This window comes from Rhizobium sp. AAP43, assembly GCF_001296045.1.
In the GTDB taxonomy this organism is placed as follows: domain Bacteria; phylum Pseudomonadota; class Alphaproteobacteria; order Rhizobiales; family Rhizobiaceae; genus Allorhizobium.
Genome location: NZ_LJHS01000019.1, coordinates 198,112 through 220,449 on the forward strand (window position 1 = coordinate 198,112; position 22,338 = coordinate 220,449).

The window sequence follows — 22,338 nt, forward strand, 5'->3', positions numbered from 1 at the left end:
TGGGCCCTTGAAATTTAGGGGCCAGTTTATGGTTCAGCACGAAGTCTATTTCGACGTGCGCATGTGGTTGGAGAGCCAGGAGGCTCCCGACCCAGCTGCGTTTTTGATCAAGCTCCATTCCGCATTCTCGGCAAGACTGCTCGTCTATCTCGATGGCAGCCTGGCCGAGGGCCGTCTGGATGTCATCCGCTTCCATCACTACCCCACCGCAGACCATCGGCGTCTGGCGCGAAATCTGCGCGAACAACGGCATCTGCCGCATGTTGCGGCACTTTTCTCGGCACTGGAACCAACGACAATTGATTGGTCACCCTTTGTCGAGCGACGGACACGAGGTGAACCGGATCCGTCACAGTCCCAGCCTGTGGCCGCCGTTGTCTATCCACTCCTGACCAGTGCCGGGCATCATGCCTGCCTGATCGTGATCCCCTCACCCTCCATTGATGACATTGCGGCATGGCGCATGGCGAACGATCGGGACATCGCCAGTCTTGCTGCGATTTTTCACGCGAGATTGACCCGTTCAGTCGAGATTCACCCCCCGAAGCACCTTACCGCTGTCCGGCTCACCAGACGGGAACGCGAAACATTGGCCTGGATTGCCGGCGGTAAGAGCTACTGGGAAACGGCGATGATTCTCGGAATTACCGAACGAACGGTCCGATATTTTATGGCGAATGCCCGAAGAAAGCTGGACGTCGTAAACAATTCGCAGGCGGTGGCAGAAGCTGTCTGGCAAGGCCTCATTCCTCGCTTAATCGAAAGGCCCGAACAGTAAACGCAGGGTTGCGTCGATCTTATCACAGATTGCAGAGTTGAAAGCTGTCGCCACCGCCAGTTTCAAAACCAGGAACCAAAAGTCATCTTTGTTGTTCCATTCTCAACGAAGGAGCAAGCGCATGATCAGGATCATTAACGGTTCCCGCCGTCACCAATTTCCCTCCGACATCGATGCCATGCATCGGCTGCGGAAAAAGGTCTTCCACGATCTCCTTGGCTGGGACGTCTCCGTCCAGGAAGAATGGGAGATCGACAGTTACGACCGTGCCAACCCGCTTTACGTCCTCTCTTATGGCGAGAATGGTGCACTTCGCGGGTCACTCCGCCTCTTGCCAACGCTCGGCCCGAACATGCTGGACGACACGTTTCCGATCTTGCTCGGCGACGGGCCTGAGATCCGCGCCGCAGACATCTGGGAATCAAGCCGGTTCTGCATCGACCCAGACATCTCGCAGGACCGTGCCAGCAATCAGGTCACGATCGCCGCTGCCGAACTGATGTGCGGCGTGGGCGAGCTTGGTCTTGCCTCCGGCCTCTCGCATATCGTGACCGTGACTGACGTTTTCCTTGAGCGCATGTTCAAGCGCATGGGATGCCCCGGAGAGCGGATTGCTGCACCACACCGGATCGGATCGGTTCAGGCCGTGGCGGTTGCCTGGGAGGTCAGCGAAGACTTGCTGGAACGCATGAAGATCGTCGCCGAGATCGATGGTACGGTTCTCGAAGAACCGATGACACTGAACGCCGCCCGGGCTGCGTGATGCTGCGACGGCCGCCTCTTTTGGGGCGGTCGTCTCGACTTGTTTATTTTAGTGTCGGCCACTGCTACGTATGCATCAACGCCTATTGAATGGCGCACAGCAATACGTTCATTACCGAAAGTGTCGGCGTGGCCAAACGACGGATTCTTCCCCTGATCTTGCTGGTCGGCCTGACGATGGGGGGCAGCGACGCCCTTGCCGATGTCTGCCGCACTTTGGAGGCCAATTTCCACAAGGCCGTGCAACAGGCCGCAGATCCAGTCGCCGCCGCACGTTATGCCAGTGCCGTCGCCCAGCAAAACCTCGAACTGAGAAGGGTCCGCCAGGATCAGCGTCGGCTTCGCTGCTTGAACTCCTCGATCATTCAGATCCGCCCAGATGGCGGTAGCGACTGTGGTGACATCGCCAAGTCCATCGATAGAATGGAAGAGAACCTCTCGATCCTCACCGCAAAACTGAAAGAATTGCGCGGCCAGCCGACGCGAGAGCAAAGGATCGACGAACTCGTCGCCAATGGCTGTAGCCTGGAAGGCATCGAAACGGACGAGCAGAACGTGCGGACGCCGTACCTCGATACAGTCCCCGAGGCTGATCGGGCGAGTAGGAATCCTGACCAATCCGAAAGACCGCGCCTCCTGCCGACCGGCAATGTCCGAACGCTCTGCGTCCGGACCTGCGACGGTGGCTTCTTCCCCATTTCGTCACAGAGTTCGGCGACCTATTTCGAGCGTGACGCCACCCTGTGCCAGAACATGTGTCCGGGCGTAAAGACAGAGCTGTTCTATCAGCCCCCCCTTCAAGGAGATGCCGCAGACATGATTTCTGTGGCGACTGGCCAGCCATATCGCGACCTGCCGTCAGCATTTGCTTATCGCAGCCGCGGCCGTGATAAGAGTTGTTCCTGCAATTTCTCCAGCAATCGCGGCAGTGGTGCGGGCATCGCCAAACAAGCTGAACCGCAAACGTCCATCCGCCAGCTGAGCGCCCCCGCTGTCAGCTTGCAGAACAAGTCGATTCCAGCACCAGAGCGAGATCTCGACGAAGCGGCGCTCGGCGCACGCAAGGTTGGGCCGGTCTTCCTGCCGCCCGACAAGGGCACGATCAACCTTCGGAATCCTGCCCAGCCCGGTCCTCAACCATTGCAGGAATGACCGCGTCAGAAGCAAAACCTGGCTCGTCCCAACCATCCAGATGCACGAGACTGCCCAGCGGCAACCGATTGCGCCAGCCTTTGACTTCCAGTTCGGGTTGGCAATAGAGTTCCGCGACGAAGCCGACGCACAAATAGCCGATGATCTGGATATGCTTGGGAATTCCGAGCACAGCCTTCACATCCTCCTCGTGGAAGATGCTGACCCAACCAACCCCGACACCCTCGGCCCTCGCAGCAAGCCAGAGGTTCTGGATGGCACAGACGGTTGAATAGGCGTCCATATGCGGATTGTGGGTGCGACCGAGAACGACAGGCCCAGCACGGCCGGGATCACAGGTCACGCAGATATTGAGGGGTGCTTTCTCTATGCCATGCAGTTTCAGGCTGTCATAGATCGCGCGCTTCTCCTCAGGAAACATCGCGGCGGCCTCGCGATTGGCCCTCTCAAAAGCCTCGCGAACAGCGCGTTTGCGCGCTGCATCGCGAACAAGAATGAAGTCCCAGGGTTGCATGAAGCCAACGGATGGCGCCGCGTGAGCAGCCTCCAGCAGGCGCATTACAAGGTCATCCGGCAAGGGATCGCAGACAAACTGGTCCCGGACATCGCGCCTTGTATGTATGGCGCGATAAACCGCGGCGCGTTCGGCTTCGGAAAATGAGGATGCGGGCGCAAGTGCGCCCCGGTACGCGTCGTGCATCGCTTGGTCCCCAACAATGCGCAACCGCCCGCCGTCCGCGCGGGCTAGTCTATAATGTCAGGCCGGTCTTCTGACTCGGCGTCCTCCGTTTCACGCAACCTTCCCGGTCATTCCGACCAGTGGCTGGGTCTCCCCCGCGTGAACGTCAGCCTTACAGCGTTGGGCACGTGCCGGAATTGCACCGACTTCCCGATTCTCCCGCCTGCGCGGGCACCTGACAGCCCAAGGCTTACACCCTGATAGGAGGCGCGCGCAAGAAGGCTGGCCTTGCCTATGGATTTTCCGGGAAGTAGCGCACATAGGCAAAGGCTCCGCCATCGGGAGACCAGTTCGGCACATTGATCGTGCCTTGCCCGCCGAAGAGTTCGAAAAGAACTTCCTGATTGCTGCCGTCCATATCCATCAGGCAGAGTTTGACATCCTTGTCGCGCGGATGGTCGAAGACATCTGGCGCATAGGAAAGATAGAGAACCTTGTCGTTGTTCGGCGACGGATGCGGAAACCAGTCCCCGGAATCGCTGTTTGTCAGGCGCTGCACGTCACGGCCGTCAGGGCGCATGCGCCAGATCTGCATCAGCCCGCTGCGACTGGAGTTGAAGTAGATCCATTCGCCATCCGCCGACCAGTCAGGACCATCATTGCGTCCCTCACCCTGTGTCAGACGCAGTTCGTCTCCGCCATCGACCGGGATGGTGTAGATATCAAAGATATCATCACGGATGCCGCAATAGGCAAGCGTCTTTCCGTCCGGTGACCAACCATGCCAATAGGAGGGCATGTTTTTCGTCACCTGACGCGGCATGCCGCCTTCGGCCGGCAGGACATAAATACAGGACTGACCAACCAGTGTCCTGTCGCAGATCGCCAGCATGGAACCATCGGGCGAAATGCCGTGATCATTGTTGATGCGAATTGCAAAACCGGTATCGACCTCTTCCGGCTCGCTATCCTCATCAAGCCAGATCCGATGCAGCAGTCCATCACCATTGATCAGCAGATACGAACCGTCCGGCGACCAGTTCGGTGCTTCGACCAGAAGATCTGTTTCCCAGACCACGGTCGATGTTCGGGTTTCCATATCGTAGATTTCAACCGAACTGCGCATCACACCATCTTTCTGCCGGGACGAGCGCCCGAATCTTTATTGTACGCGTGCCGTCTGCTCGTGCTCAGTCACGATCGCGGTAGCGATTGGTAATCGGATAGCGGCGATCTCGGCCGAAGTTCTTCTTTGTGATCTTGACGCCGGGTGCGGACTGGCGACGCTTGTATTCCGCCAGATAGAGCAGATGCTCGACCCGGTGCACCGTTGCAATCTCATGGCCACGCGCAACGATCTCGTCGACGCCCATTTCTCGCTCCACCAGGCATTCAAGGATGTCATCGAGCACCGGATAGGGCGGCAGCGAATCCTGGTCTGTCTGGTTCGGACGAAGCTCGGCGGATGGCGCCTTGGACAGGATGTTGGCCGGGATGACCTCCCCAGAAGGTCCGAGCGCGCCGGGCGGCACATGGCTGTTGCGCCAGGCGGACAAGGCATAGACCTGCATCTTGTAAAGGTCCTTGATCGGGTTGAACCCGCCATTCATGTCGCCATATAGCGTCGCATAACCAACCGACATTTCCGACTTGTTGCCCGTCGTTACCACCATAGAGCCGAACTTGTTCGAAACAGCCATGAGAATGGTGCCACGCGCCCGGCTCTGCAGGTTTTCCTCGGTGATGCCGCTCTCCGTGCCTTCGAACATGTCCGAAAGGGCTGAGAGAAAGCCCTCGACCGGATCTGCGATCGGCACGATGTCATAATGGCATCCAAGCGCCTTCGCACAGGCTGCTGCATCGGCGAAACTTTCTTCCGACGTATAGCGGTAGGGAAGCATGATTGTCCGCACGCGCTCCTCCCCCAGCGCATCGACGGCGATCGCCGCACAGATCGCGGAATCGATGCCACCGGAGAGACCCAGAACCACGCTCTTAAAGCCGTTTTTGTTGACATAATCCCGGAACCCGAGAACACAGGCGCGGTAATCCGCTTCCTCACGCTCCGGGATCTTAGACATCGGCCCCTCGTCACAGCGCCATCCCTCGGCTGTCCGCTTCCAGGTGGTGACAGACAGCGTCTCTTCGAACTGGCTCATCTGAAAGGCCAGCGACTTGTCGCCGTTGAAGGCGAAGCTTGCGCCGTCGAATACCAGCTCATCCTGTCCGCCCAACTGGTTGGCGAAGATCAGTGGCAGACCAGTTTCGATGACCTGGCGAAGCACGACCTGATGACGAACATCCACCTTGCCACGATAGTAGGGCGAACCGTTCGGCACGAGCAGGATCTCCGCGCCTGTCTCGGCGAGCGTTTCACAGACACCGAGATCATTCCAGATCTCCTCGCAGATCGGTACACCGATGCGCACTCCACGGAAATTCACCGGGCCGGGCATCTCGCCCTCGACGAAAACCCGCTTCTCGTCGAATTCGCCATAGTTCGGCAAGTCGATCTTGTCGCGCAGAGCAAGGATGCGTCCCGCATCCAGGATAGCCACGGAATTGTGTCGGCCTTTCTCTCCCAGACGAGGGAAGCCGATGATCACGCCAGGACCGCCATCCGCCGTATCCTTCGCCAATTGCTCGACGGCTGAAAGGCAAGCCTGCAGGAAGGCAGGCTTCAGAACGAGGTCTTCCGGCGGATAGCCGGAAATGAACAACTCGGTCAGCAACAGGAGGTCAGCCCCCTGGCTGGCAGCATCCTGGCGCGCAGCGCGCGCCTTGGCGAGATTGCCGGCGACATCGCCGACCGTGGGATTGAGCTGCGCAACGGCAATGCGCAGGACATCTGAGATTTTCTTCGGTTCGCTCATGAAGTCGGTTTACCCGCTTGCAGACGATCTCGCAACGTCACCCGCCGCGCTTGCGCGCGGGAAATGGTGCGACCGTAAAATCCGTCGAAATTACACTGGGAACACCGAGGTAACCATCATAGTTCATGTGGCATTCATGACGGTTATGTGACAGCTAAAGAAAGAATTCGTGTCGTCTGCCTGCCCTCCGGAGACAGCCTTGGAAAAGTTCAACGCAAAATCATTGGTGACCAGCTTCGGTTCGACGGGTGACGTCGCTGCACGAGGTGATCGGGCAGGCGCCAAGGTCATCCGGATCGCCGGGCAGCTGACCCTGGTTACCCTCACGGCGCTTATGGCGGTCTTTGCGAGCGAATGGTTTGCCCGCGGCGATACAGCCGATATTTTGCCCTATCTGACGTCGACGATGCGGCCGGGCATGATTGCGGTCGGCGTCGTCGCGCTGGCGATCCTGGCGCTCGACGCCCTGCTGGGTCGCTCGTTGCAGTCGGCGGTTCTCGTCGTCCCTATGGCCGTCCTTCCGGCCTTCTTCTCCGGCCAGAAACAGCAGTATCTGTCTGACCCGCTCTATCCGAGCGACCTGCTCTTCGGTCGGCAAATATTCGAACTTCTGCCGGCCATGGTTGCTGCACAGCCGCTTTTGGCTGTCGCCGTATTCTCCGGCGCGGCTGTCGCCATTTCAGCCGTCCTTTACTTGATCATTCGCGGCCGCAAGATTTTCCCGCCGCTCTCGGCTTTCGGCCGGGTGACGCGCCTGGTCATCGCCTTGCCGATCCTCTTCGGTTTCGCCAGCATCATGAATCCGATGACCTATTCGGAAACCAGGGATCGGCTGAACATCATTCCCATGCTTTGGGACCAGACCGAGAATTACCGTCACAACGGCTTCCTTCTTGCCTTTGCGATCAACGTACCAATGGCCAAGGTCAGCGCGCCAGATGGCTATGGCAATCTCGCCGTGTCCGACATCCCGACGGATCGCATCCCAGCGACCTTTTTCTCCGGGCGTCGCGCCGACGTGATTTTCCTGATGAGCGAATCCCTCTGGGACCCCACCCGTCTCAAAAATGTGGGCTTTTCCGCCGATCCGATGCCGACAATTCGCGGCAAGCAGTCCGGCAATGTCTTTTCGCCTGAGTTCGGCGGCATGACCGCCAATGTCGAATTCGAGGCGCTGACGGGTTTCTCCAACGCGTTCCTGCCCTATGGCAGCATCCCTTATCAGCAGTATATCCGTCGTCCGGTTCCCTCGCTTGCAACCTTCTTCGAATCGAAGGGTTACAAGACCAAGGCGTTTCATCCGTTCCAGAGCTGGTTCTGGAACCGGAAGAAAGTCTATGACGCGCTCGGCTTCCAGGAGTTCCACTCTGAAGAGACGATGCCTGTCATGAGCAAGCGTGGCCAGTTCGCCTCCGACGACGCCCTTACCCGCTACATCATGGACGAGGCAGAGCGCACCGAGGGTCCCTTCTTCTTCTTCGGCGTGACGCTTCAGGGCCACGGTCCTTATGAACCCGGCCGCTATGCAAAGAATGCCGTGACCCTGGATGCGCCGATGATGTCGCCCGCCAATGCCAGTGCGCTTGCGACCTATACGCAGGGCGTGAAGGAGGCCGACGACAGCCTGAAGACGCTGATGGACTGGGCGAAGAAGCGCCAGCGGGAAACCATTATCGTCGTCTTCGGCGATCACCTGCCGCCGCTGAACGAGGTGTATACGCAGAGTGGTTACATGCCGAATGTCGTGGCTACGCGGCGTGCGTCAGTCGAGACCATGAAGCGCGAACACGAAACACCGCTTGTGGTCTGGTCGTCGAAGCGTGGCGTGCAGAAGAACCTTGGCACCGTCAGCCCTGCCCTTTTGCCGCATTACATCGTCCGTCTCGCAGGCTACCGCCACCCCTTCTACACGGGGGTCCTGGGACGGGTCAGCGAGCGCTATACCGTAATCGACCGCCACCAACTGGTAGGTCGCGGTGACAAGGCGCAAGCGGACTGGTCCCTGTCCGGCCAAGTCGATCCGCTGATCCGCGATTATCGCTATCTGCAGCACGATATGATGTTTGGTGAAGGTTATTCCATGGAGCGTTTCTTTCCCGAGCAGGAGGGGCGCCTTGCTCCGGCAAGTTGAGTGGCCGAGCTTATTTCTCGACGCCATTTGCAGCCAGTGCGAAATCTCGCCTGTTGCGGGTTTCACGGAAATAATTCATAGGCATATTTTGCGATAGTAAGCGTAGTGCTTTACAGCAGTTATATCTGCTTTGTTGAAGCATTGCATCGCTGCCGCTTCATTAGGCCTTTGAAATCGAGCTATTGCCATGCCGCTCCTGACGCGTGCCGAAATAGTCAATCACCCCCTGTTCCCATCGATTGAAAAACAGATCGCCGGGCACCTGATCGGAATCCACAACAAGACCCCGCGGATGTCGAGGCTGAAGGCCTCCCATCGCAAATGGCTTCTGACACAATCGCTTTTCTCTCTCGCCTTGCGTCGCAATCCCGAAGACCCACTGTCGGGCCTGACAGCGACGCGTTTCATCGAGACAGCCATGCGACTGGGCGCAGCGAGCCGAAACACGGCGACTGCCTACCTCGCCGAACTCGTGGCCTACAAGTTTCTGCGCGACATTCCCGACGTCCCCGACAAGCGGGTGCGGGTCCTGGAGCCAACGGAAATCAGCCTTGAAGGCATGAGAAGCTGGTTTCACGGCCATATGGCATGCCTGGACCGGCTCGACGGCGGTGCACGAGAACGCACCTGCCTCGCAGACGATCGCATTTTTCGGTTGGCGCAGCCTATGGCCGCCGATGCACTGGTGGAGGAGCCGCTTTGGCGGGATCCCCCGGAGACCATCGGACATTTTCTGTGGTCGGATCTTGGCGGCATGATACTTCACGATCTGATTGCCAGGCTCGACAGCGTCGACCGTTCCGCTGACCGCGTGTTTGCAGGCCCCGTGACACTCGTCGAGTTGAGCGATGGCTATCAGGTATCCGCAACGAACCTGAAGCGGATGTTCAAGAAAGCGGAGAGTGACGGCCTGCTCGGATGGGAACTGCCCCGCCGGCGAGGGAACCTCTGGATGAGCCAACGCTTCATCGAGGACTACTTCATCTGGCAATCGGCAAAATTCGCCCACTTGGACCTGGCCTATCACCAGGCAACTGCGACACTCGGCATCGTCGAAACGACTGTCGCTGCGGCCTGATGTTGGTCACCTAGGTCTTGCTGGCATCGAAGGCTGGAAGGGCTTCAGAGATTTCGTAGAAGTCGCCCTTATCAGCGCAATAGATGTGATAGCCACCTGTAAGACCAGTCGGCTTATCGAAGAGACCCGCCATCAGCGAGATGATCTCCTCGCCGTCGGCTTTCCAGAAAAGCGCTGATCCGCAATGGCGACAAAATCCACGCTCGGCATCCGGACTCGACCGATAGCGGCTGACATGCTCTTCGCCTGAAATGTGGACCGCACTCGTTGGGGCGCTGGTCGTCGCATAATAGAGACCTGTCTGCCGCCGACACTGAGAGCAATGGCAGAAGCTCACCGGTGCCAAATCACAATCCACAGTCACTGTGACTGCCTCGCACAGGCAGCGACCATGATGCGGCCCAGTCGTTCCAACCATATCTTGTCCTCCAAGCGATCTCCAAGAGAATCTTTATGAGGACGGGACTGGGGTCAAACGCCGAAAACTGATGCTTGGCTTCAATTGGCCGAAATGAGGCCCATCGCCAATCACATTAAACCTCTGGCAGATCCCTGGCGGAAAAACCGGGAGATGATCACAAACAAAAAGAGCCGGTCGATCAGGACCGGCTCTTTCTAACGTCAGCATGGATTGCGCGGCACTCCTCAGCCGTTCGCGACCATCATGCGCTTTTCGTCACGACCGCTCTTCATGCGTTCGGCAAGCAGGAAGGCGAGTTCCAGCGCCTGGTCCGCGTTGAGACGCGGATCGCAATGGGTGTGGTAGCGATCAGCCAGATCGTTGCCAGTCACTGCACGCGCGCCACCCGTGCATTCGGTCACGTCCTTGCCGGTCATCTCGATATGGATGCCGCCCGGATGCGAGCCTTCCGCACGGTGGATCTGGAAGAAGCTTTCGACTTCCGACAGGATCCGCTCGAAGGGACGGGTCTTGTAGTTGTTGAGCGTGATCGTGTTGCCGTGCATCGGATCGCAGGACCATACGACCTTGCGGCCTTCGCGCTCAACCGCACGGATGAGCCGCGGCAGGTGCTCGGCAACCTTGTCGTGACCGAAACGGCAGATCAGCGTCAGACGGCCGGCTTCGTTCTGCGGGTTCAGGATGTCGATCAGGTTCAGAAGGTCGTCCGCCTGAAGCGACGGGCCGCACTTCAGACCGATCGGGTTCTTGATGCCGCGGCAATATTCGAGATGCGCATGGTCAGCCTGGCGGGTCCGGTCACCGATCCAGATCATGTGGCCGGAGGTGGCATACCAGTCACCCGAGGTGGAATCGACGCGCGTCAGCGCCTCTTCATAGCCGAGAAGCAGGGCTTCATGGCTGGTGAAGAAATCGGTCTCGCGCAGGCTCGGATTGTTCTCCGACGTGATACCAACGGCCTTCATGAAGTCCATGGTTTCGGAGATACGATCCGCCAGCTTGCGGTAACGTTCAGCCTGCGGGCTATCCTTGACGAAGCCCAGCATCCACTGGTGCACGTTCTCGAGGTTGGCATAGCCACCCATGGCAAAGGCGCGCAGCAGGTTCAGCGTGGCCGCCGACTGGCGGTAGGCCATCAGCTGACGGTCCGGGTTTGGAATGCGGGCATCAGCGGTAAACTCGATCCCGTTGATGATGTCACCGCGGTAGCTCGGCAGCTCCACATCACCGATCTTTTCCATGTCGGACGAACGCGGCTTGGCGAACTGGCCGGCGATGCGACCAACCTTGACCACCGGCAACTGCGCACCAAACGTCAGGACAACAGCCATCTGCAGGAAGGCACGGAAGAAGTCGCGGATGTTGTCCGCACCATGCTCGGCAAAGCTCTCGGCGCAATCGCCGCCCTGAAGCAGGAAGGCGTTGCCTTCCGCGACCTGGGCCAGCGACTTCTTGAGGCGACGGGCTTCGCCCGCAAAGACCAGCGGCGGATAGGTCGAAAGCTGCTGCTCGGCAGCCTTCACTGCATCGAGGTCCGGATAGGCCGGAACCTGCTTGATCGGCTTCTGCCGCCAGCTGCTCGGGGTCCAATTCTGCGCCATGGTCGTCACCTGTCTCGATTAGAACTGCGGCATCCTCCCGGCCGCAACGGATGGGGGCTTATAAACGGTTATGCATAGGTTGGAAAGCCGCGATTTCGGGAGATTCGCACCACGTTTCGACGCTTCTGGAACATTCAGCAGACAGTCTGCTGAGCATGCGAAAACGGAAGCATGAAGGGCACCCCTCCCCCTTCATAACCCAAGAGATCCGCAGGATAATCCCGTTATCCACAGCCACAGCGACGCCTGCCCCCATGGATTGTGTTGCAATCCGAAACACTCTGACGGAAGCTTTCCTTCATTCGAATATGCCGATTGGGCACAGATTCGTCAGGAGGTCAGCTTCACGCAGGTTTCGAGAATTACCGGTCATATTGAGGGGTATGGAGGCATGTTCAGAAGTCGCAAGACTTCAGGCGTATCTAAAGAGGAACGCGTTATGGCGTATGATTGGACTGGCGTACAAACCCGCAGAACCCGCAGAATGCGGATCTTTCTTTTTTCGACGCTTGCCATTGCAGCAGCGGCATTCTCTCTCGGCCACTTCGGCCTGTGATGATCAGGGGCATGCGCCCCACCCGATCTCCGATATTACACAAGAACATTGGGGCGCCTGGTAGCGCCCCTGTCTGTGCGTCAGACACGTTCTCCATTGCGGATACGGTAACTTGGCGCATACATGGTGACCAATTCCTCTGCTGCCGTTGGATGAACCGCCATCGTTCGATCGAAATCGTCCTTGGTGCATCCCGCCTTCAAGGTGATGCCAAGCAGCTGCGCCATTTCGCCCGCATCATGACCGAGAACATGCGCGCCGACGACCTTGCGGTCCGCGGCGTTGACGATCAGCTTCATGATCATCTTTTCAGTGCGGCCGCTTAGCGTCGCCTTCATCGGCCGGAATTGCGCCCGATACACTTCCAGTTCCTGATATTTGCGCGAAGCTGCCTCTTCAGACAGTCCGACAGTCCCGATCTCCGGCTGCGAAAACACCGCGGTCGCAATCAGATCATGATCCGGCTTCGTCGGCTTGCCTCTGAACTCGCTCTCGATGAAGCACATGGCCTCGTGGATCGCGACCGGTGTCAACTGCACACGGTCGGTCACATCGCCGAGCGCGAAGATGCTCGACACATTCGTCCGCGAATAGTCGTCGACGATGATGGCTCCACGCTCATCAACTTTGACGCCAGCGGCCTCAAGTCCAAGCCCGGAAGTATTGGGGTCTCGACCAAGCGCCAGCATAACCTGCTCCACAACCAGCCGCGTCCCGTTCAACGTATCAACTTCGAGGTTGCCGGCCGCCGACTTTGACACCGAGGCAATGTGATCCTGGCAGATGATGCGGATCCCCTTCTCGACCATCGCCTCATGCAAGCCACGGCGCATGTCCAGGTCGAAGCGGCTCAGGATCTCAGCGCCGCGATAAATCAAGGTTGTTTCGACGCCGAGCCCATGGAAGATGTTCGCGAATTCGACCGCGATGTAACCACCGCCAGCGATCAGGATTGAGCGTGGGAGGCTGTCCAGATGGAAGGCTTCGTTTGAGGATATGCAGTACTCATAACCCGGCAGAGCGGCATGCGGATTAGGCGTCCCGCCAACCGCAATCACGATGCGTTCGGCTGTGACCTCCTTGCCGTTCCTGACGAGGCGCACGCTGTTTGGCCCGGTGATTTCGGCGCGACTTTCGATAATTTCGACACCGGCCCCTTCGAGCCCCTTGCGGTAGAGACCTTCAAGGCGCGCGATCTCGCGGTCCTTTGCGGCTAGGAATGTCGGCCAGTCGAAACGCGCCTCGCCCACCGTCCAGCCATAGCCGGCAGCATCCTCGAAATGTTCGGGATATTGCGATGCGTAGACCATCAATTTTTTAGGCACGCAGCCACGAATGACGCAGGTGCCGCCAAGACGATACTCCTCGGCGATCGCCACACGTTTGCCAAGCCCGCCGGCGAGACGCGCGCTACGCACGCCGCCGGATCCGCCTCCGATGACGAAGAGATCATAATCGTACTGGCTCATCGCTGGCTCCTTATGCGCGTGCAAATTCAAACCGGATATAGGGTGGATCCCAGGCAAAAAGAAAGCCCGGGACATGTCCCGGGCTTGAATGTTTCGTCAAACGCCACTCAGGGCTTCGGCGCTTGCGCCTGCACGGCCTGGAGAAGGCTGTCATTGACCTCTTTTTCCAGATCGCGAGCGACGCCGGCAGTCCAGATGTCGGCTGCCTTCAGCAGTTCGCGTGTGGCGATCGGGCCGTCCTTGAGAAGTTTCTTGCCCGTTTCGCTGCTGTAGAAAGCCGTCATTTCCTGCAGTTCTTCCGCGGTGAAGGCCTTGGCGTAAACCAGGGCAGCCTCACGCTCCAGATCACCGCGACGGCTGGCGAGCTTAAGGGCGGATTCCTCGACCTTCATCGAAATCTCGTCTTCGAGGTTCGGATAGGCCTGGATGAGCTGACCGGTCAGCCGGTCCATGATGTTCGGAAGAATGGCATCGAAACGGTTGGTGACGCCAAGCGCCGAAATGGCGCTGCGAGCAGCCTGAAGGTGCTCGGGCGCAACATCCTGCGCCTGCGCCGAGACACCGCCCAGCATGACGCTGCCGGCGACGACGGCGATCGATGCGAAACGGCCGAAACGCGAAATGCTGATCATGAAATTCTATGCTCCTGTTCGTATTTAGCCTTCATCTCTCGCGCGCCCGCCGGTCCGGCGATGATTGCGAGGGACGCAATGTTTATGAAGAGACCGTGCTCGACGACGCCGGGGATCGCGTTCAACTGGGTCGCCAAAGCGTCTGCATCAGGAATGCGGCCAAATGATGCGTCGAGGATCAGGTGACCGCCATCCGTGGTGAACACACTCTCATCCGAGCGGGCCCGAATCTTCATCTCTCCCGAGAGCCCCAACTTCGCGCAGAGACGCTCAATGGCGATCTGCGTTGCGGCCTGACCAAAGGGATTGATCTCGATCGGCAGGGGGAAAGCGCCCAGGCAATCGACCACTTTCGTCTCGTCGGCGATCACGATCATCCGGTGCGATGCTGAAGCGACGATCTTCTCCCGCAGCAAGGCCCCACCGCCTCCCTTGATCAGCCGTAGCTGGGCGTCGATCTCATCCGCGCCGTCAATGGTGAGGTCCAGCTCGGGCAACTCGTCGAGCGACTTCAAGGGCACGCCCAGTTCGACGCACAGCCGCGCAGTCCGCTCCGATGTCGGCACACCTTCGACCTTGAGGCCTTCGGCGACCTTTTCCGCAAGCAGGCGGACAAATTCCTCCGCCGTCGAGCCCGTCCCAATCCCAAGCCTCATCCCGTCTTCGACATGTGCGAGCGCCGCTGCTGCGGCCTTGATCTTCATTTCGCGCGCGTCCATGCGCCAAAAGCTCCCGATCGTTTCGATGAAAGCTGTTTACACGGCCAAATCGCTGAACGAAAGCCCCGGACATGCTGGCGCGTTGCCTTTCAAGCGGATTTGGCCTAACGCCGGACCAGGCGGCATTTGCGGAAGGGCATCATGGAAAAGACAACCATCGTCTTCGATCTCGACGGCACACTGGTCGATACGGCACCGGATCTCGTTGGCAGCCTCAATCACACCATCGCAGCCAGAGGCCTCGCCCCGGTGGGCTATGAAGACCTGACATTCCTGGTCGGCCAAGGTGCGCGCATGATGATCCAGCGGGCGTTTGCCCTGCGCGGCGTGCCAATCGAAGACAGCGAACTACCAGATCTCATGGACCGGTTCATCGCCCATTATCGCGGCGCCATGCCGGGCATGAGCCGACCCTATCCGGGCGTCGTCGAGGCGCTGGAACGGCTGCAGGCAGCGGGGCACGTACTTGCCGTCTGCACCAACAAGCTGGAGGAACTTGCCGTCCCGCTTCTCAAGGGGCTGGGTCTGGAGCATTACTTCGCAACAATCGCGGGCGGAGACACCTTTCCCGTCCGCAAGCCCGATCCCGACCACATCGTCCAGACCGTCATCAAGGCAGGCGGCAATGCGGACCGGATCCTGATGATCGGCGACAGCATCAATGATATCGCAGCCGCCCGTGGCGGCGACATCCCGTCGATCGCGGTCACATTCGGCTATTCGGACGTCCCTGTCGAAACGCTCGGCGCCAGCCACATCATTGCGCATTTCGACGAACTGACGCCGGACCTCGTCATCTCACTGACACGCTGAGCCCAAACTAAAAATGGCGGGCCCTGCCCGCCATTTCGACTGTTTGGCGCAATCAAGCCCGCGGTGTGCGCGCGTCCGTGGTCACCTTGAACGCCTTCTGCGTAGCCGTATCGCGCCCATAGACATCGTCGAAATACTGAACGACGCCATTCTTGTCCGGCCATGCCGTGAAATAGGACACATAGACCGGGATCTTCTGCGGAACCTGAACGGCCCGGTTCTGCCCCGTCGCGATCTGTCGTCCGATCTCCTCGACCGTTGTCCCCATGACGGCAGCAGCCATCACACGCGGCTCCGCGAGACGCACGCAACCATGGCTGAGAGCGCGCATGTCACGCTTGAAATAGCTCTTCGACGGCGTGTCATGCATGTAGATCGCGTGATCGTTCGGGAACAGGATCTTCAATTCGCCGAGCGCATTGTCGCCACCCGGTGGCTGGCGCACATCGACGGCATGCGTGCTGTACCAATCGACTTGGCTCGAAGCGACCTTGCGACCGCCATAGGAGACTTCGTAGCCCAGGCGATCAAGATAAGAAGGGTCCTGTCTCAGCTTCGGGAGCATCTCGTTGACGATGATCGACTTCGGCACGCCCCAGTAGGGGTTGAACTCGACCGTCTGGATCTGGTCCTGGAAGAAAAAGGTCTGGTTCGCTTTCGATCCCACGACGACGCGCATGGACAGTTCTTCACGGCCGTCATTGATGTAATGGACATTGAAGGCGGGCTGGTTGATGAAGACGTAACGCTGACCCAAATCCGCCGGCAACCAGCGGACAGCTTCCATGGCAACTTTCAGCTTCTCGATCTTCTCGGCATTGCTGTGGCCAGTCATGGCGCGGATCGTGGCTGGGCCAACCACACCATCAGGCTTCAACCCCCGTTCCTTCTGGAAGGCCTTGACGAGCTCGACCAGTTCGGGACCGTACTGCGTGCTCTGACCGAATGCAGTGAAGGTCTCGGCATGATCCTTCAGCACAGCCTCAGATGCCACCTGCTTGATCGCACCAACCACGTTCACCAGTTCGGGATTGGCCTCTCCCGGCTTCACCACGGTGCCGGCCGCAACGGTGATCGGCTGCGCACTGGCCTGACTGTCTTCCGCCCGCAACCGCGCGAGTTCATCGCGCATGGCGACGAATTGTGGGCTCTGCGGATTGCGCGAACGCAAATAGGCCGCCACATCTGGGCTGCGACGCAGCATATCGAGCACCGGCGCGAGATTCACCGACTTGCGCTTGAAATCATAGTAGCCCGAGATCCGGTTCGGATCGATACGGCCTCGCGTCGTATCCTGGACGTAAGTGAGAACTTTGGCCGAGAGAGCCAGTTCGAATGACATGAGATCACGCAGCGCGCGGTTGGGATCCGCCGGATCATTGACGGCAGCAGGAGCAGTCAGAGCATAGTCTTCGGGCGAAAGCCCGTACTGGTCGGCTTCCGTCAAGGCATCCAGCATCTGACGGCCACGCTCGCTCACACCGTTCGGCGTGACCCAGATCAGCGGCTTCTGTGTATCCGAATAATAGGCTTCGACGACCTTGGCCACGTCATCGGTAGCGCGCACCTTAACCTCTGCCGCAAAACTGCGAGGCTCGAGCGGCGCTGTAGTCGTCGGCGCGACAACTGGCGCTGCGACATCAGCACTACCGACAGCGGCAGGTGTCGAAGGAGCATTCGAAGGCGCTGAGGCCTTGATCACAATCAGCCTCGTCGCTTCAGGCTTGTAGGTATAATACTGCGGTCCCTTCACCTTCGGCAAAGGTTCCGGATCGCCCATCTCCAGGCCGCCGCGCGCCTGCTGTTCGAGGCTCATCGGAGCCGACTGCTGCTGCTGCCTTGCCTGTCTGCCTGGCCCGCCGCGCAGAAGATCAAGAAGCGTCGTTGCATCGGCTTGGCTGGGCATGCCGCCGAGCACGGTGGTGACCGCCAGGAAGGCCGTGAACATGGCGCTGCGGTTTATCGTCATTCTCACTCTCGTCTCTTCCATCTGAGTCCCAAGGACTCACCGCCCATGCGGGCATTCGTGCTGATCTTTAGGCGATCGGCGATTACTTGAAAAGTTGGCCGCCCAATCGAGCCGGTAACTCTCTCGGTCAACTTCGCGTGACACGATAGGCCCTGATGATGTGCTGCATCGGAACTAGGCGTGACCATCAGTTAAATTTCCCTAAACCTTAAACATTCGTTCACAGGGCTGCAGTGATCGCTCTCACTGTGATGGCAGATTGCGGGCAGGCGTCACCCAAATATGACAGGGTCCGGACAAATGTGTGGCGGAGGATGAAAGCTGGGATATTCATTAGTTGACTTAACCAATCAAGATTGAGACCTGCTTGTATCCGTGGCGCACACACCTAAATCCAGACCTGATACCGACCGAGCCGACAGAAGGATGACATCCAATGGCACTCCGCACAGAAACTGATACTTTCGGCCCTATAGAGGTTGTTGCCGACCGCTATTGGGGTGCACAGGCCGAGCGTTCACTCGGCAACTTCAAGATCGGCTGGGAAAAGCAGCCCCTGCCAGTGGTGCGGGCGCTCGGCATCGTCAAGCAAGCAGCGGCGCGCGCGAACATGGCACTCGGCAAGCTGCCAGACGATATCGGCAACGCGATTATCGCAGCCGCCCAGGAGGTGATCGACGGCAAGCTCGACGCCCACTTCCCGCTGGTCGTCTGGCAGACGGGATCTGGCACGCAGTCGAACATGAATGCCAATGAAGTCATCTCGAACCGCGCAATCGAGATGCTGGGTGGAGAGATGGGCTCGAAAAAGCCCGTCCATCCCAACGACCACGTCAACATGAGCCAGTCGTCGAACGACACCTATCCGACGGCCATGCACATCGCCTCGGCCGAGCACATCGTCCACCACCTTCTGCCGGCCCTGAAACATCTTCACGCTGCCCTTGATGCCAAGGCGCGCGATTTTGCGCATATCATCAAGATTGGCCGCACGCACACGCAGGACGCAACGCCGCTGACCCTCGGCCAGGAATTCTCCGGTTACGCAGCCCAGGTCGCATCCTCGATCAAGCGGATCGAACTCACCCTCCCCGGCCTTTATGAGCTTGCCCAAGGCGGAACGGCTGTCGGCACGGGACTGAACGCGCCGATTGGCTTTGCCGAAAAGGTAGCCGAGGAGATCGCAGCCATCACCCACCTGCCCTTCGTGACCGCACCGAACAAGTTCGAGGCGCTGGCAGCCCACGATGCGATGGTCTTTTCTCATGGCGCCATCAACGCGGCTGCGGCTGCCCTGTTCAAGATCGCAAACGACATCCGCTTCCTCGGCTCCGGGCCCCGCGCCGGCCTCGGAGAACTGGCACTGCCCGAAAACGAACCGGGCTCCTCCATCATGCCGGGAAAGGTCAATCCGACCCAGTCCGAAGCCCTGACCCAGGTCTGCGCCCATATCTTCGGCAACAACGCCGCGATCACCTTTGCAGGCAGCCAAGGCCACTTCGAACTCAACGTCTTCAATCCGATGATGGCTTATAATTTCCTTCAGTCGGTCCAGTTGCTCGGAGACGCCGCGATGTCCTTCACCGACAACTGCGTCGTCGGCATCGAGGCCCGGGAGGACAACATCGCCCGAGGCGTCGAGAATTCTCTGATGCTGGTGACGGCGCTGAACGCGCGACTGGGGTATGACACCTGCGCAAAGATCGCCAAGACCGCACATCGCAACGGCACGACACTGCGCGAAGAAGCTGTCGGCGGCGGCTATCTGACCAATGAAGAATTCGACGAATTTGTGCGTCCGGAGCTGATGATCGGACCTCGATGACATCATTCATCAGCAACACGGCGCGGCATCTGCCGCGCCGCAGATACTATTAGACCTCCAGCGCTTCAAGGCCGGTACGATTGGTGTCCTTGGCCCGGAATAGCGCCATGTCTGCTTTGTGGATCAGATCAGCAATCGCGTCTCCTGGACCGCGCACTGAAAGGCCGAAGGTGACCCGCATATCGCCACGCTCCAGAGGCCCGACCTCCAGACGGTCGACCGCGAGGCGGATGCGCTCACAAATCGACAAGACTTCCGCCGGCATATCTCCCGGAAACAGCAAAACGAAAGTCTTGCCGGACATGCGCGCTGCGATATGGCGCTCCTGCAACAACTGCCTGACGATATCACCCACTGCAACAAGGGCCAGGTCACCCGTTTCACGCCCATGGATGTTTTTCACGACATCCATTTCTTCAAGCTCGAACACGACAACGGTCACGGGCGCTGCTGAACCCGACAGACGTGTCAGTCGATCGACCTGAACACTGTAAGCAGCGCTGCCGTTCAGCAGCCCGGTCAGCGGATCAAGTGCGGCCTTGCCCTCCACGCGCTCGGCCAGTGCGGTGATCTCGCCAACCATACCGCAGACGGCCCGCGTCACGACGGCAATCTCGTCATCGCCGCGCTTGTCGAGCATTTCATCGGCAAAGCTGCCGTTGATCCGATAGGTCGTGATAACAGCTGCAAGCTTGCGCAGCGGCGCCGTCAGCAACCACATGCCGCCGATACATGACAGCGTTCCGGCAAGCGTTGCGAACAGAACGGCAAGGACCAGAGCCGTTCCGCCGGGTTCCGAGACCGACTGAAACGTGATCAGCAAGGCGATCAGGGGCAGGTGGATGCAGACAAAACTGATCATGAAGATCCGGGCCACGATCGAGTGATACCACTTCCGCCGGCGTTTCCTGTCGGATGTCATTTTTGCTCCCTGAGCGCTGCAATATTCATAAAGAAACATATCGTTTGTGGAGAAATTCGCACAAGAATACAACCCGACGCCCCCAGCTTTCGGTGCATTGAAATATTAAGCGCTTGCCCTTAAACCACCGAGCTTTCCAGCCCTTGCCGCGAAAGGCCCCGTGATGGCAGACGATCTGTTTCCCCTTGGTGAAGACAACACTCCCTATCGCAAGATTACCTCCGACCATGTGTCGGTCGAGACTTTCAAGGGTGAGGAGATCCTGACCGTGGAACCGGAGGGCTTGAGGCTCCTGGCCGAAACTGCGCTCTCGGACATCAACCATCTTCTTCGTCCTGGCCACCTGAAACAACTGGCCGCAATCCTCGAAGACCCAGAAGCGACCGACAACGACCGCTTCGTCGCCTACGATCTGCTGAAGAATGCAAACATCGCGGCAGGTGGCATCCTGCCGATGTGCCAGGACACAGGTACGGCAATCGTCATGGGCAAGAAGGGCCGCAAGGTCTGGACCGATGGCGGTGACTATGAAGCCCTGGCGGCGGGCGTGCGCGATGCCTATGAGCGTCGGAACCTGCGCTATTCACAGCTCGCACCGATCAAGATGTTCGAGGAAAAAAACACCAAAACGAACCTGCCAGCGCAGATCGACCTCTATGAAGAAGGCGAAGACGCCTACAAGTTCTTGTTCATGGCGAAGGGCGGCGGGTCTGCCAACAAGACATTCCTTTATCAGGGGACGCCATCGCTCCTGACCCACGACCGCATGATCGACTTCCTCAAGGAGAAGATCCTCACGCTAGGGACGGCAGCCTGTCCGCCCTACCATCTGGCGATCGTGATCGGTGGGCTTTCCGCCGAAATGACGCTGAAGACCGTCAAGCTCGCTTCGGCGCGCTACCTCGACAATCTGCCGACTGAGGGCTCAGAGACCGGCCACGCCTTCCGCGACCTGGAAATGGAAAAAGAAATCCACAAGCTGACCCAGTCGCTCGGGGTCGGCGCTCAGTTCGGTGGCAAGTATTTCTGTCACGACGTGCGTGTCATCCGCCTGCCCCGCCACGGCGCATCGCTACCGATCGGCCTCGGCGTCAGCTGTTCCGCCGACCGCCAGGCGAAGGGCAAGATCACGCGTGACGGCATCTTCATCGAACAGCTCGAAACCGATCCGTCGAAATACATGCCGGAAATCGACGAAAGCGCCCTTTCCTCTTCCGTCGTCAAGATCGACCTGAACCAGCCGATGGCCGCGATCCTGAGCGAACTCAGCAAGCATCCGGTCAAGACACGGCTCTCGCTGACAGGAACAATCATCGTCGCGCGCGACCTCGCCCACTCCAAGATCCGCGAACGACTGGAAAAGGGCGAAGGCATGCCCGACTACATGAAGAACCATCCGGTCTATTATGCCGGTCCAGCCAAGACGCCGACCGGTTACGCCTCAGGCTCCTTCGGGCCGACAACCGCCGGCCGCATGGACAGCTATGTCGACCAGTTCCAGTCCTTCGGCGGTTCCATGGTGATGTTGGCGAAAGGGAATCGCTCGCGCGCCGTGCGCGAAGCCTGCAAGACCCATGGCGGCTTTTATCTCGGCTCCATCGGTGGCCCTGCGGCGCGCCTCGCCCAGGACTGCATCAGACATGTCGACGTGCTCGAATATCCGGAGCTCGGTATGGAAGCTGTCTGGAAGATCGAGGTCGAAGACTTCCCCGCCTTTATCGTCACCGACGACAAGGGCAACGACTTTTTCCAGGAGTTTAACCTCGGCTAACGTCAGGCCGGCGCCGCCATGGTGGCGCAATTGGATTTTTCATGAAAAGAAGGGCTTGGGGCGCCACCTCAAGCCCTCGCCAATTTTGCACCAGTGACATATCGTTGCCCGGCCATTAATTCTTTACCAAGAATTTTACGCTACTGAATCTGGAGCCTTGAAAAAGGGGCGACGAGATTGGAGCTTG

18 protein-coding genes and 1 riboswitch are annotated in these 22,338 nt (G+C 59.0%); of the genes, 8 read left to right on the forward strand and 10 right to left on the reverse strand.

Annotated features, from left to right (window positions below; translation table 11 throughout):
* The first annotated feature begins 28 nt into the window (after positions 1-28).
* The 3 genes from IP76_RS13245 (at position 29) to IP76_RS13255 (ending at position 2,692) form a co-directional block, all read left to right on the forward strand.
* Positions 29-778: a helix-turn-helix transcriptional regulator gene (locus IP76_RS13245; protein ID WP_054158691.1), complete on the forward strand. Its 750-nt coding sequence runs from the start codon at positions 29-31 to the stop codon at positions 776-778.
* A 121-nt stretch (positions 779-899) separates the two neighbouring features.
* Positions 900-1,541 carry an acyl-homoserine-lactone synthase gene (locus tag IP76_RS13250; protein ID WP_054158692.1) on the forward strand — a complete coding sequence of 214 codons (642 nt, stop codon included), beginning with the start codon at positions 900-902 and terminating at the stop codon, positions 1,539-1,541.
* 89 nt (positions 1,542-1,630) lie between these two features.
* Positions 1,631-2,692 carry a DUF2865 domain-containing protein gene (locus IP76_RS13255; protein ID WP_054158693.1) on the forward strand — a complete coding sequence of 354 codons (1,062 nt, stop codon included), beginning with the start codon at positions 1,631-1,633 and terminating at the stop codon, positions 2,690-2,692.
* Here the strand turns inward: IP76_RS13255 and bluB are convergent.
* The 3 genes from bluB to IP76_RS13270 all read right to left on the reverse strand — a co-directional run bounded on the left by bluB (position 2,643) and on the right by IP76_RS13270 (position 6,244).
* Positions 2,643-3,392, reverse strand: a complete 750-nt coding sequence (gene bluB, locus IP76_RS13260; RefSeq protein ID WP_054158694.1) for a 5,6-dimethylbenzimidazole synthase — start codon at positions 3,390-3,392, stop codon at positions 2,643-2,645. The genes IP76_RS13255 and bluB overlap by 50 nt on opposite strands.
* Positions 3,393-3,434: 42 nt before the next feature.
* Positions 3,435-3,625, reverse strand: a riboswitch (cobalamin riboswitch).
* Positions 3,626-3,663: 38 nt separating this feature from the next.
* Positions 3,664-4,497 (reverse strand): TolB family protein, encoded by an 834-nt coding sequence (locus IP76_RS13265; RefSeq protein ID WP_054158695.1) that lies wholly within the window; start codon positions 4,495-4,497, stop codon positions 3,664-3,666.
* A 64-nt stretch (positions 4,498-4,561) separates the two neighbouring features.
* Positions 4,562-6,244 (reverse strand): NAD+ synthase, encoded by a 1,683-nt coding sequence (locus IP76_RS13270; RefSeq protein WP_054158696.1) that lies wholly within the window; start codon positions 6,242-6,244, stop codon positions 4,562-4,564.
* 334 nt (positions 6,245-6,578) lie between these two features.
* Here IP76_RS13270 and IP76_RS13275 point away from each other — a divergent pair, with 334 nt between their 5' ends.
* Both IP76_RS13275 and IP76_RS13280 read left to right on the forward strand, forming a co-directional pair.
* Positions 6,579-8,375: an LTA synthase family protein gene (locus IP76_RS13275; protein ID WP_082352532.1), complete on the forward strand. Its 1,797-nt coding sequence runs from the start codon at positions 6,579-6,581 to the stop codon at positions 8,373-8,375.
* A gap of 292 nt (positions 8,376-8,667) precedes the next feature.
* Positions 8,668-9,453 (forward strand): hypothetical protein, encoded by a 786-nt coding sequence (locus IP76_RS13280; RefSeq protein ID WP_245281457.1) that lies wholly within the window; start codon positions 8,668-8,670, stop codon positions 9,451-9,453.
* A gap of 10 nt (positions 9,454-9,463) precedes the next feature.
* On the opposite strand, the gene IP76_RS13285 is transcribed toward IP76_RS13280, so the two are convergent.
* The 5 genes from IP76_RS13285 to rpiA form a co-directional block, all read right to left on the reverse strand.
* Complete coding sequence (locus IP76_RS13285) at positions 9,464-9,871, reverse strand: GFA family protein (protein ID WP_054158699.1); 408 nt, start codon at positions 9,869-9,871, stop codon at positions 9,464-9,466.
* A 227-nt stretch (positions 9,872-10,098) separates the two neighbouring features.
* Entirely contained in the window at positions 10,099-11,475 is a 1,377-nt protein-coding gene (locus IP76_RS13290; RefSeq protein ID WP_054158700.1) for a class II 3-deoxy-7-phosphoheptulonate synthase, read from the reverse strand.
* A gap of 636 nt (positions 11,476-12,111) precedes the next feature.
* On the reverse strand, positions 12,112-13,500 hold the full coding sequence (gene gor, locus IP76_RS13295) for a glutathione-disulfide reductase (RefSeq protein ID WP_054158701.1): 1,389 nt from the start codon (positions 13,498-13,500) through the stop codon (positions 12,112-12,114).
* A 107-nt stretch (positions 13,501-13,607) separates the two neighbouring features.
* Positions 13,608-14,132: a DUF2059 domain-containing protein gene (locus IP76_RS13300; protein WP_054158702.1), complete on the reverse strand. Its 525-nt coding sequence runs from the start codon at positions 14,130-14,132 to the stop codon at positions 13,608-13,610.
* Positions 14,129-14,851, reverse strand: a complete 723-nt coding sequence (rpiA, locus tag IP76_RS13305) for a ribose-5-phosphate isomerase RpiA (RefSeq protein WP_054158703.1) — start codon at positions 14,849-14,851, stop codon at positions 14,129-14,131. The genes IP76_RS13300 and rpiA overlap by 4 nt, the downstream gene beginning before the upstream one ends.
* Before the next feature lie 141 nt (positions 14,852-14,992).
* Here rpiA and IP76_RS13310 point away from each other — a divergent pair, with 141 nt between their 5' ends.
* On the forward strand, positions 14,993-15,664 hold the full coding sequence (locus tag IP76_RS13310; protein WP_054158704.1) for an HAD family hydrolase: 672 nt from the start codon (positions 14,993-14,995) through the stop codon (positions 15,662-15,664).
* Between the two features lie 52 nt (positions 15,665-15,716).
* Here IP76_RS13310 and IP76_RS13315 read toward each other — a convergent pair whose 3' ends face one another.
* Positions 15,717-17,612 carry a murein L,D-transpeptidase gene (locus tag IP76_RS13315; RefSeq protein WP_245281460.1) on the reverse strand — a complete coding sequence of 632 codons (1,896 nt, stop codon included), beginning with the start codon at positions 17,610-17,612 and terminating at the stop codon, positions 15,717-15,719.
* Positions 17,613-18,069: 457 nt separating this feature from the next.
* Between IP76_RS13315 and fumC the strand changes: the two genes are divergently transcribed.
* A complete protein-coding gene (gene fumC / locus IP76_RS13320; protein WP_054158706.1) occupies positions 18,070-19,458 on the forward strand; it encodes a class II fumarate hydratase in 1,389 nt (462 codons plus the stop codon).
* A 49-nt stretch (positions 19,459-19,507) separates the two neighbouring features.
* On the opposite strand, the gene IP76_RS13325 is transcribed toward fumC, so the two are convergent.
* Positions 19,508-20,380: a GGDEF domain-containing protein gene (locus tag IP76_RS13325; protein WP_054158707.1), complete on the reverse strand. Its 873-nt coding sequence runs from the start codon at positions 20,378-20,380 to the stop codon at positions 19,508-19,510.
* Positions 20,381-20,543: 163 nt separating this feature from the next.
* Here IP76_RS13325 and IP76_RS13330 point away from each other — a divergent pair, with 163 nt between their 5' ends.
* Complete coding sequence (locus IP76_RS13330; protein WP_054158708.1) at positions 20,544-22,151, forward strand: fumarate hydratase; 1,608 nt, start codon at positions 20,544-20,546, stop codon at positions 22,149-22,151.
* Positions 22,152-22,338: the final 187 nt, after the last annotated feature.

What these genes read in the sequence shown, in the direction of transcription:
- IP76_RS13330 (WP_054158708.1), top strand. Translation starts at nt 20,544, where the DNA reads ATGGCAGACGATCTGTTTCCCCTTGGTGAAGACAACACTCCCTATCGC.
- IP76_RS13315 (WP_245281460.1), bottom strand. Translation starts at nt 17,612, where the DNA reads ATGTTCACGGCCTTCCTGGCGGTCACCACCGTGCTCGGCGGCATGCCC.
- IP76_RS13300 (WP_054158702.1), bottom strand. Translation starts at nt 14,132, where the DNA reads ATGATCAGCATTTCGCGTTTCGGCCGTTTCGCATCGATCGCCGTCGTC.
- IP76_RS13280 (WP_245281457.1), top strand. Translation starts at nt 8,668, where the DNA reads ATGTCGAGGCTGAAGGCCTCCCATCGCAAATGGCTTCTGACACAATCG.
- IP76_RS13275 (WP_082352532.1), top strand. Translation starts at nt 6,579, where the DNA reads ATGGCGGTCTTTGCGAGCGAATGGTTTGCCCGCGGCGATACAGCCGAT.
- IP76_RS13245 (WP_054158691.1), top strand. Translation starts at nt 29, where the DNA reads ATGGTTCAGCACGAAGTCTATTTCGACGTGCGCATGTGGTTGGAGAGC.
- IP76_RS13285 (WP_054158699.1), bottom strand. Translation starts at nt 9,871, where the DNA reads ATGGTTGGAACGACTGGGCCGCATCATGGTCGCTGCCTGTGCGAGGCA.
- IP76_RS13270 (WP_054158696.1), bottom strand. Translation starts at nt 6,244, where the DNA reads ATGAGCGAACCGAAGAAAATCTCAGATGTCCTGCGCATTGCCGTTGCG.
- IP76_RS13310 (WP_054158704.1), top strand. Translation starts at nt 14,993, where the DNA reads ATGGAAAAGACAACCATCGTCTTCGATCTCGACGGCACACTGGTCGAT.
- IP76_RS13250 (WP_054158692.1), top strand. Translation starts at nt 900, where the DNA reads ATGATCAGGATCATTAACGGTTCCCGCCGTCACCAATTTCCCTCCGAC.
- IP76_RS13265 (WP_054158695.1), bottom strand. Translation starts at nt 4,497, where the DNA reads ATGCGCAGTTCGGTTGAAATCTACGATATGGAAACCCGAACATCGACC.
- IP76_RS13325 (WP_054158707.1), bottom strand. Translation starts at nt 20,380, where the DNA reads ATGACATCCGACAGGAAACGCCGGCGGAAGTGGTATCACTCGATCGTG.
- rpiA (WP_054158703.1), bottom strand. Translation starts at nt 14,851, where the DNA reads ATGGACGCGCGCGAAATGAAGATCAAGGCCGCAGCAGCGGCGCTCGCA.
- fumC (WP_054158706.1), top strand. Translation starts at nt 18,070, where the DNA reads ATGGCACTCCGCACAGAAACTGATACTTTCGGCCCTATAGAGGTTGTT.
- gor (WP_054158701.1), bottom strand. Translation starts at nt 13,500, where the DNA reads ATGAGCCAGTACGATTATGATCTCTTCGTCATCGGAGGCGGATCCGGC.
- bluB (WP_054158694.1), bottom strand. Translation starts at nt 3,392, where the DNA reads ATGCACGACGCGTACCGGGGCGCACTTGCGCCCGCATCCTCATTTTCC.
- IP76_RS13290 (WP_054158700.1), bottom strand. Translation starts at nt 11,475, where the DNA reads ATGGCGCAGAATTGGACCCCGAGCAGCTGGCGGCAGAAGCCGATCAAG.
- IP76_RS13255 (WP_054158693.1), top strand. Translation starts at nt 1,631, where the DNA reads ATGGCGCACAGCAATACGTTCATTACCGAAAGTGTCGGCGTGGCCAAA.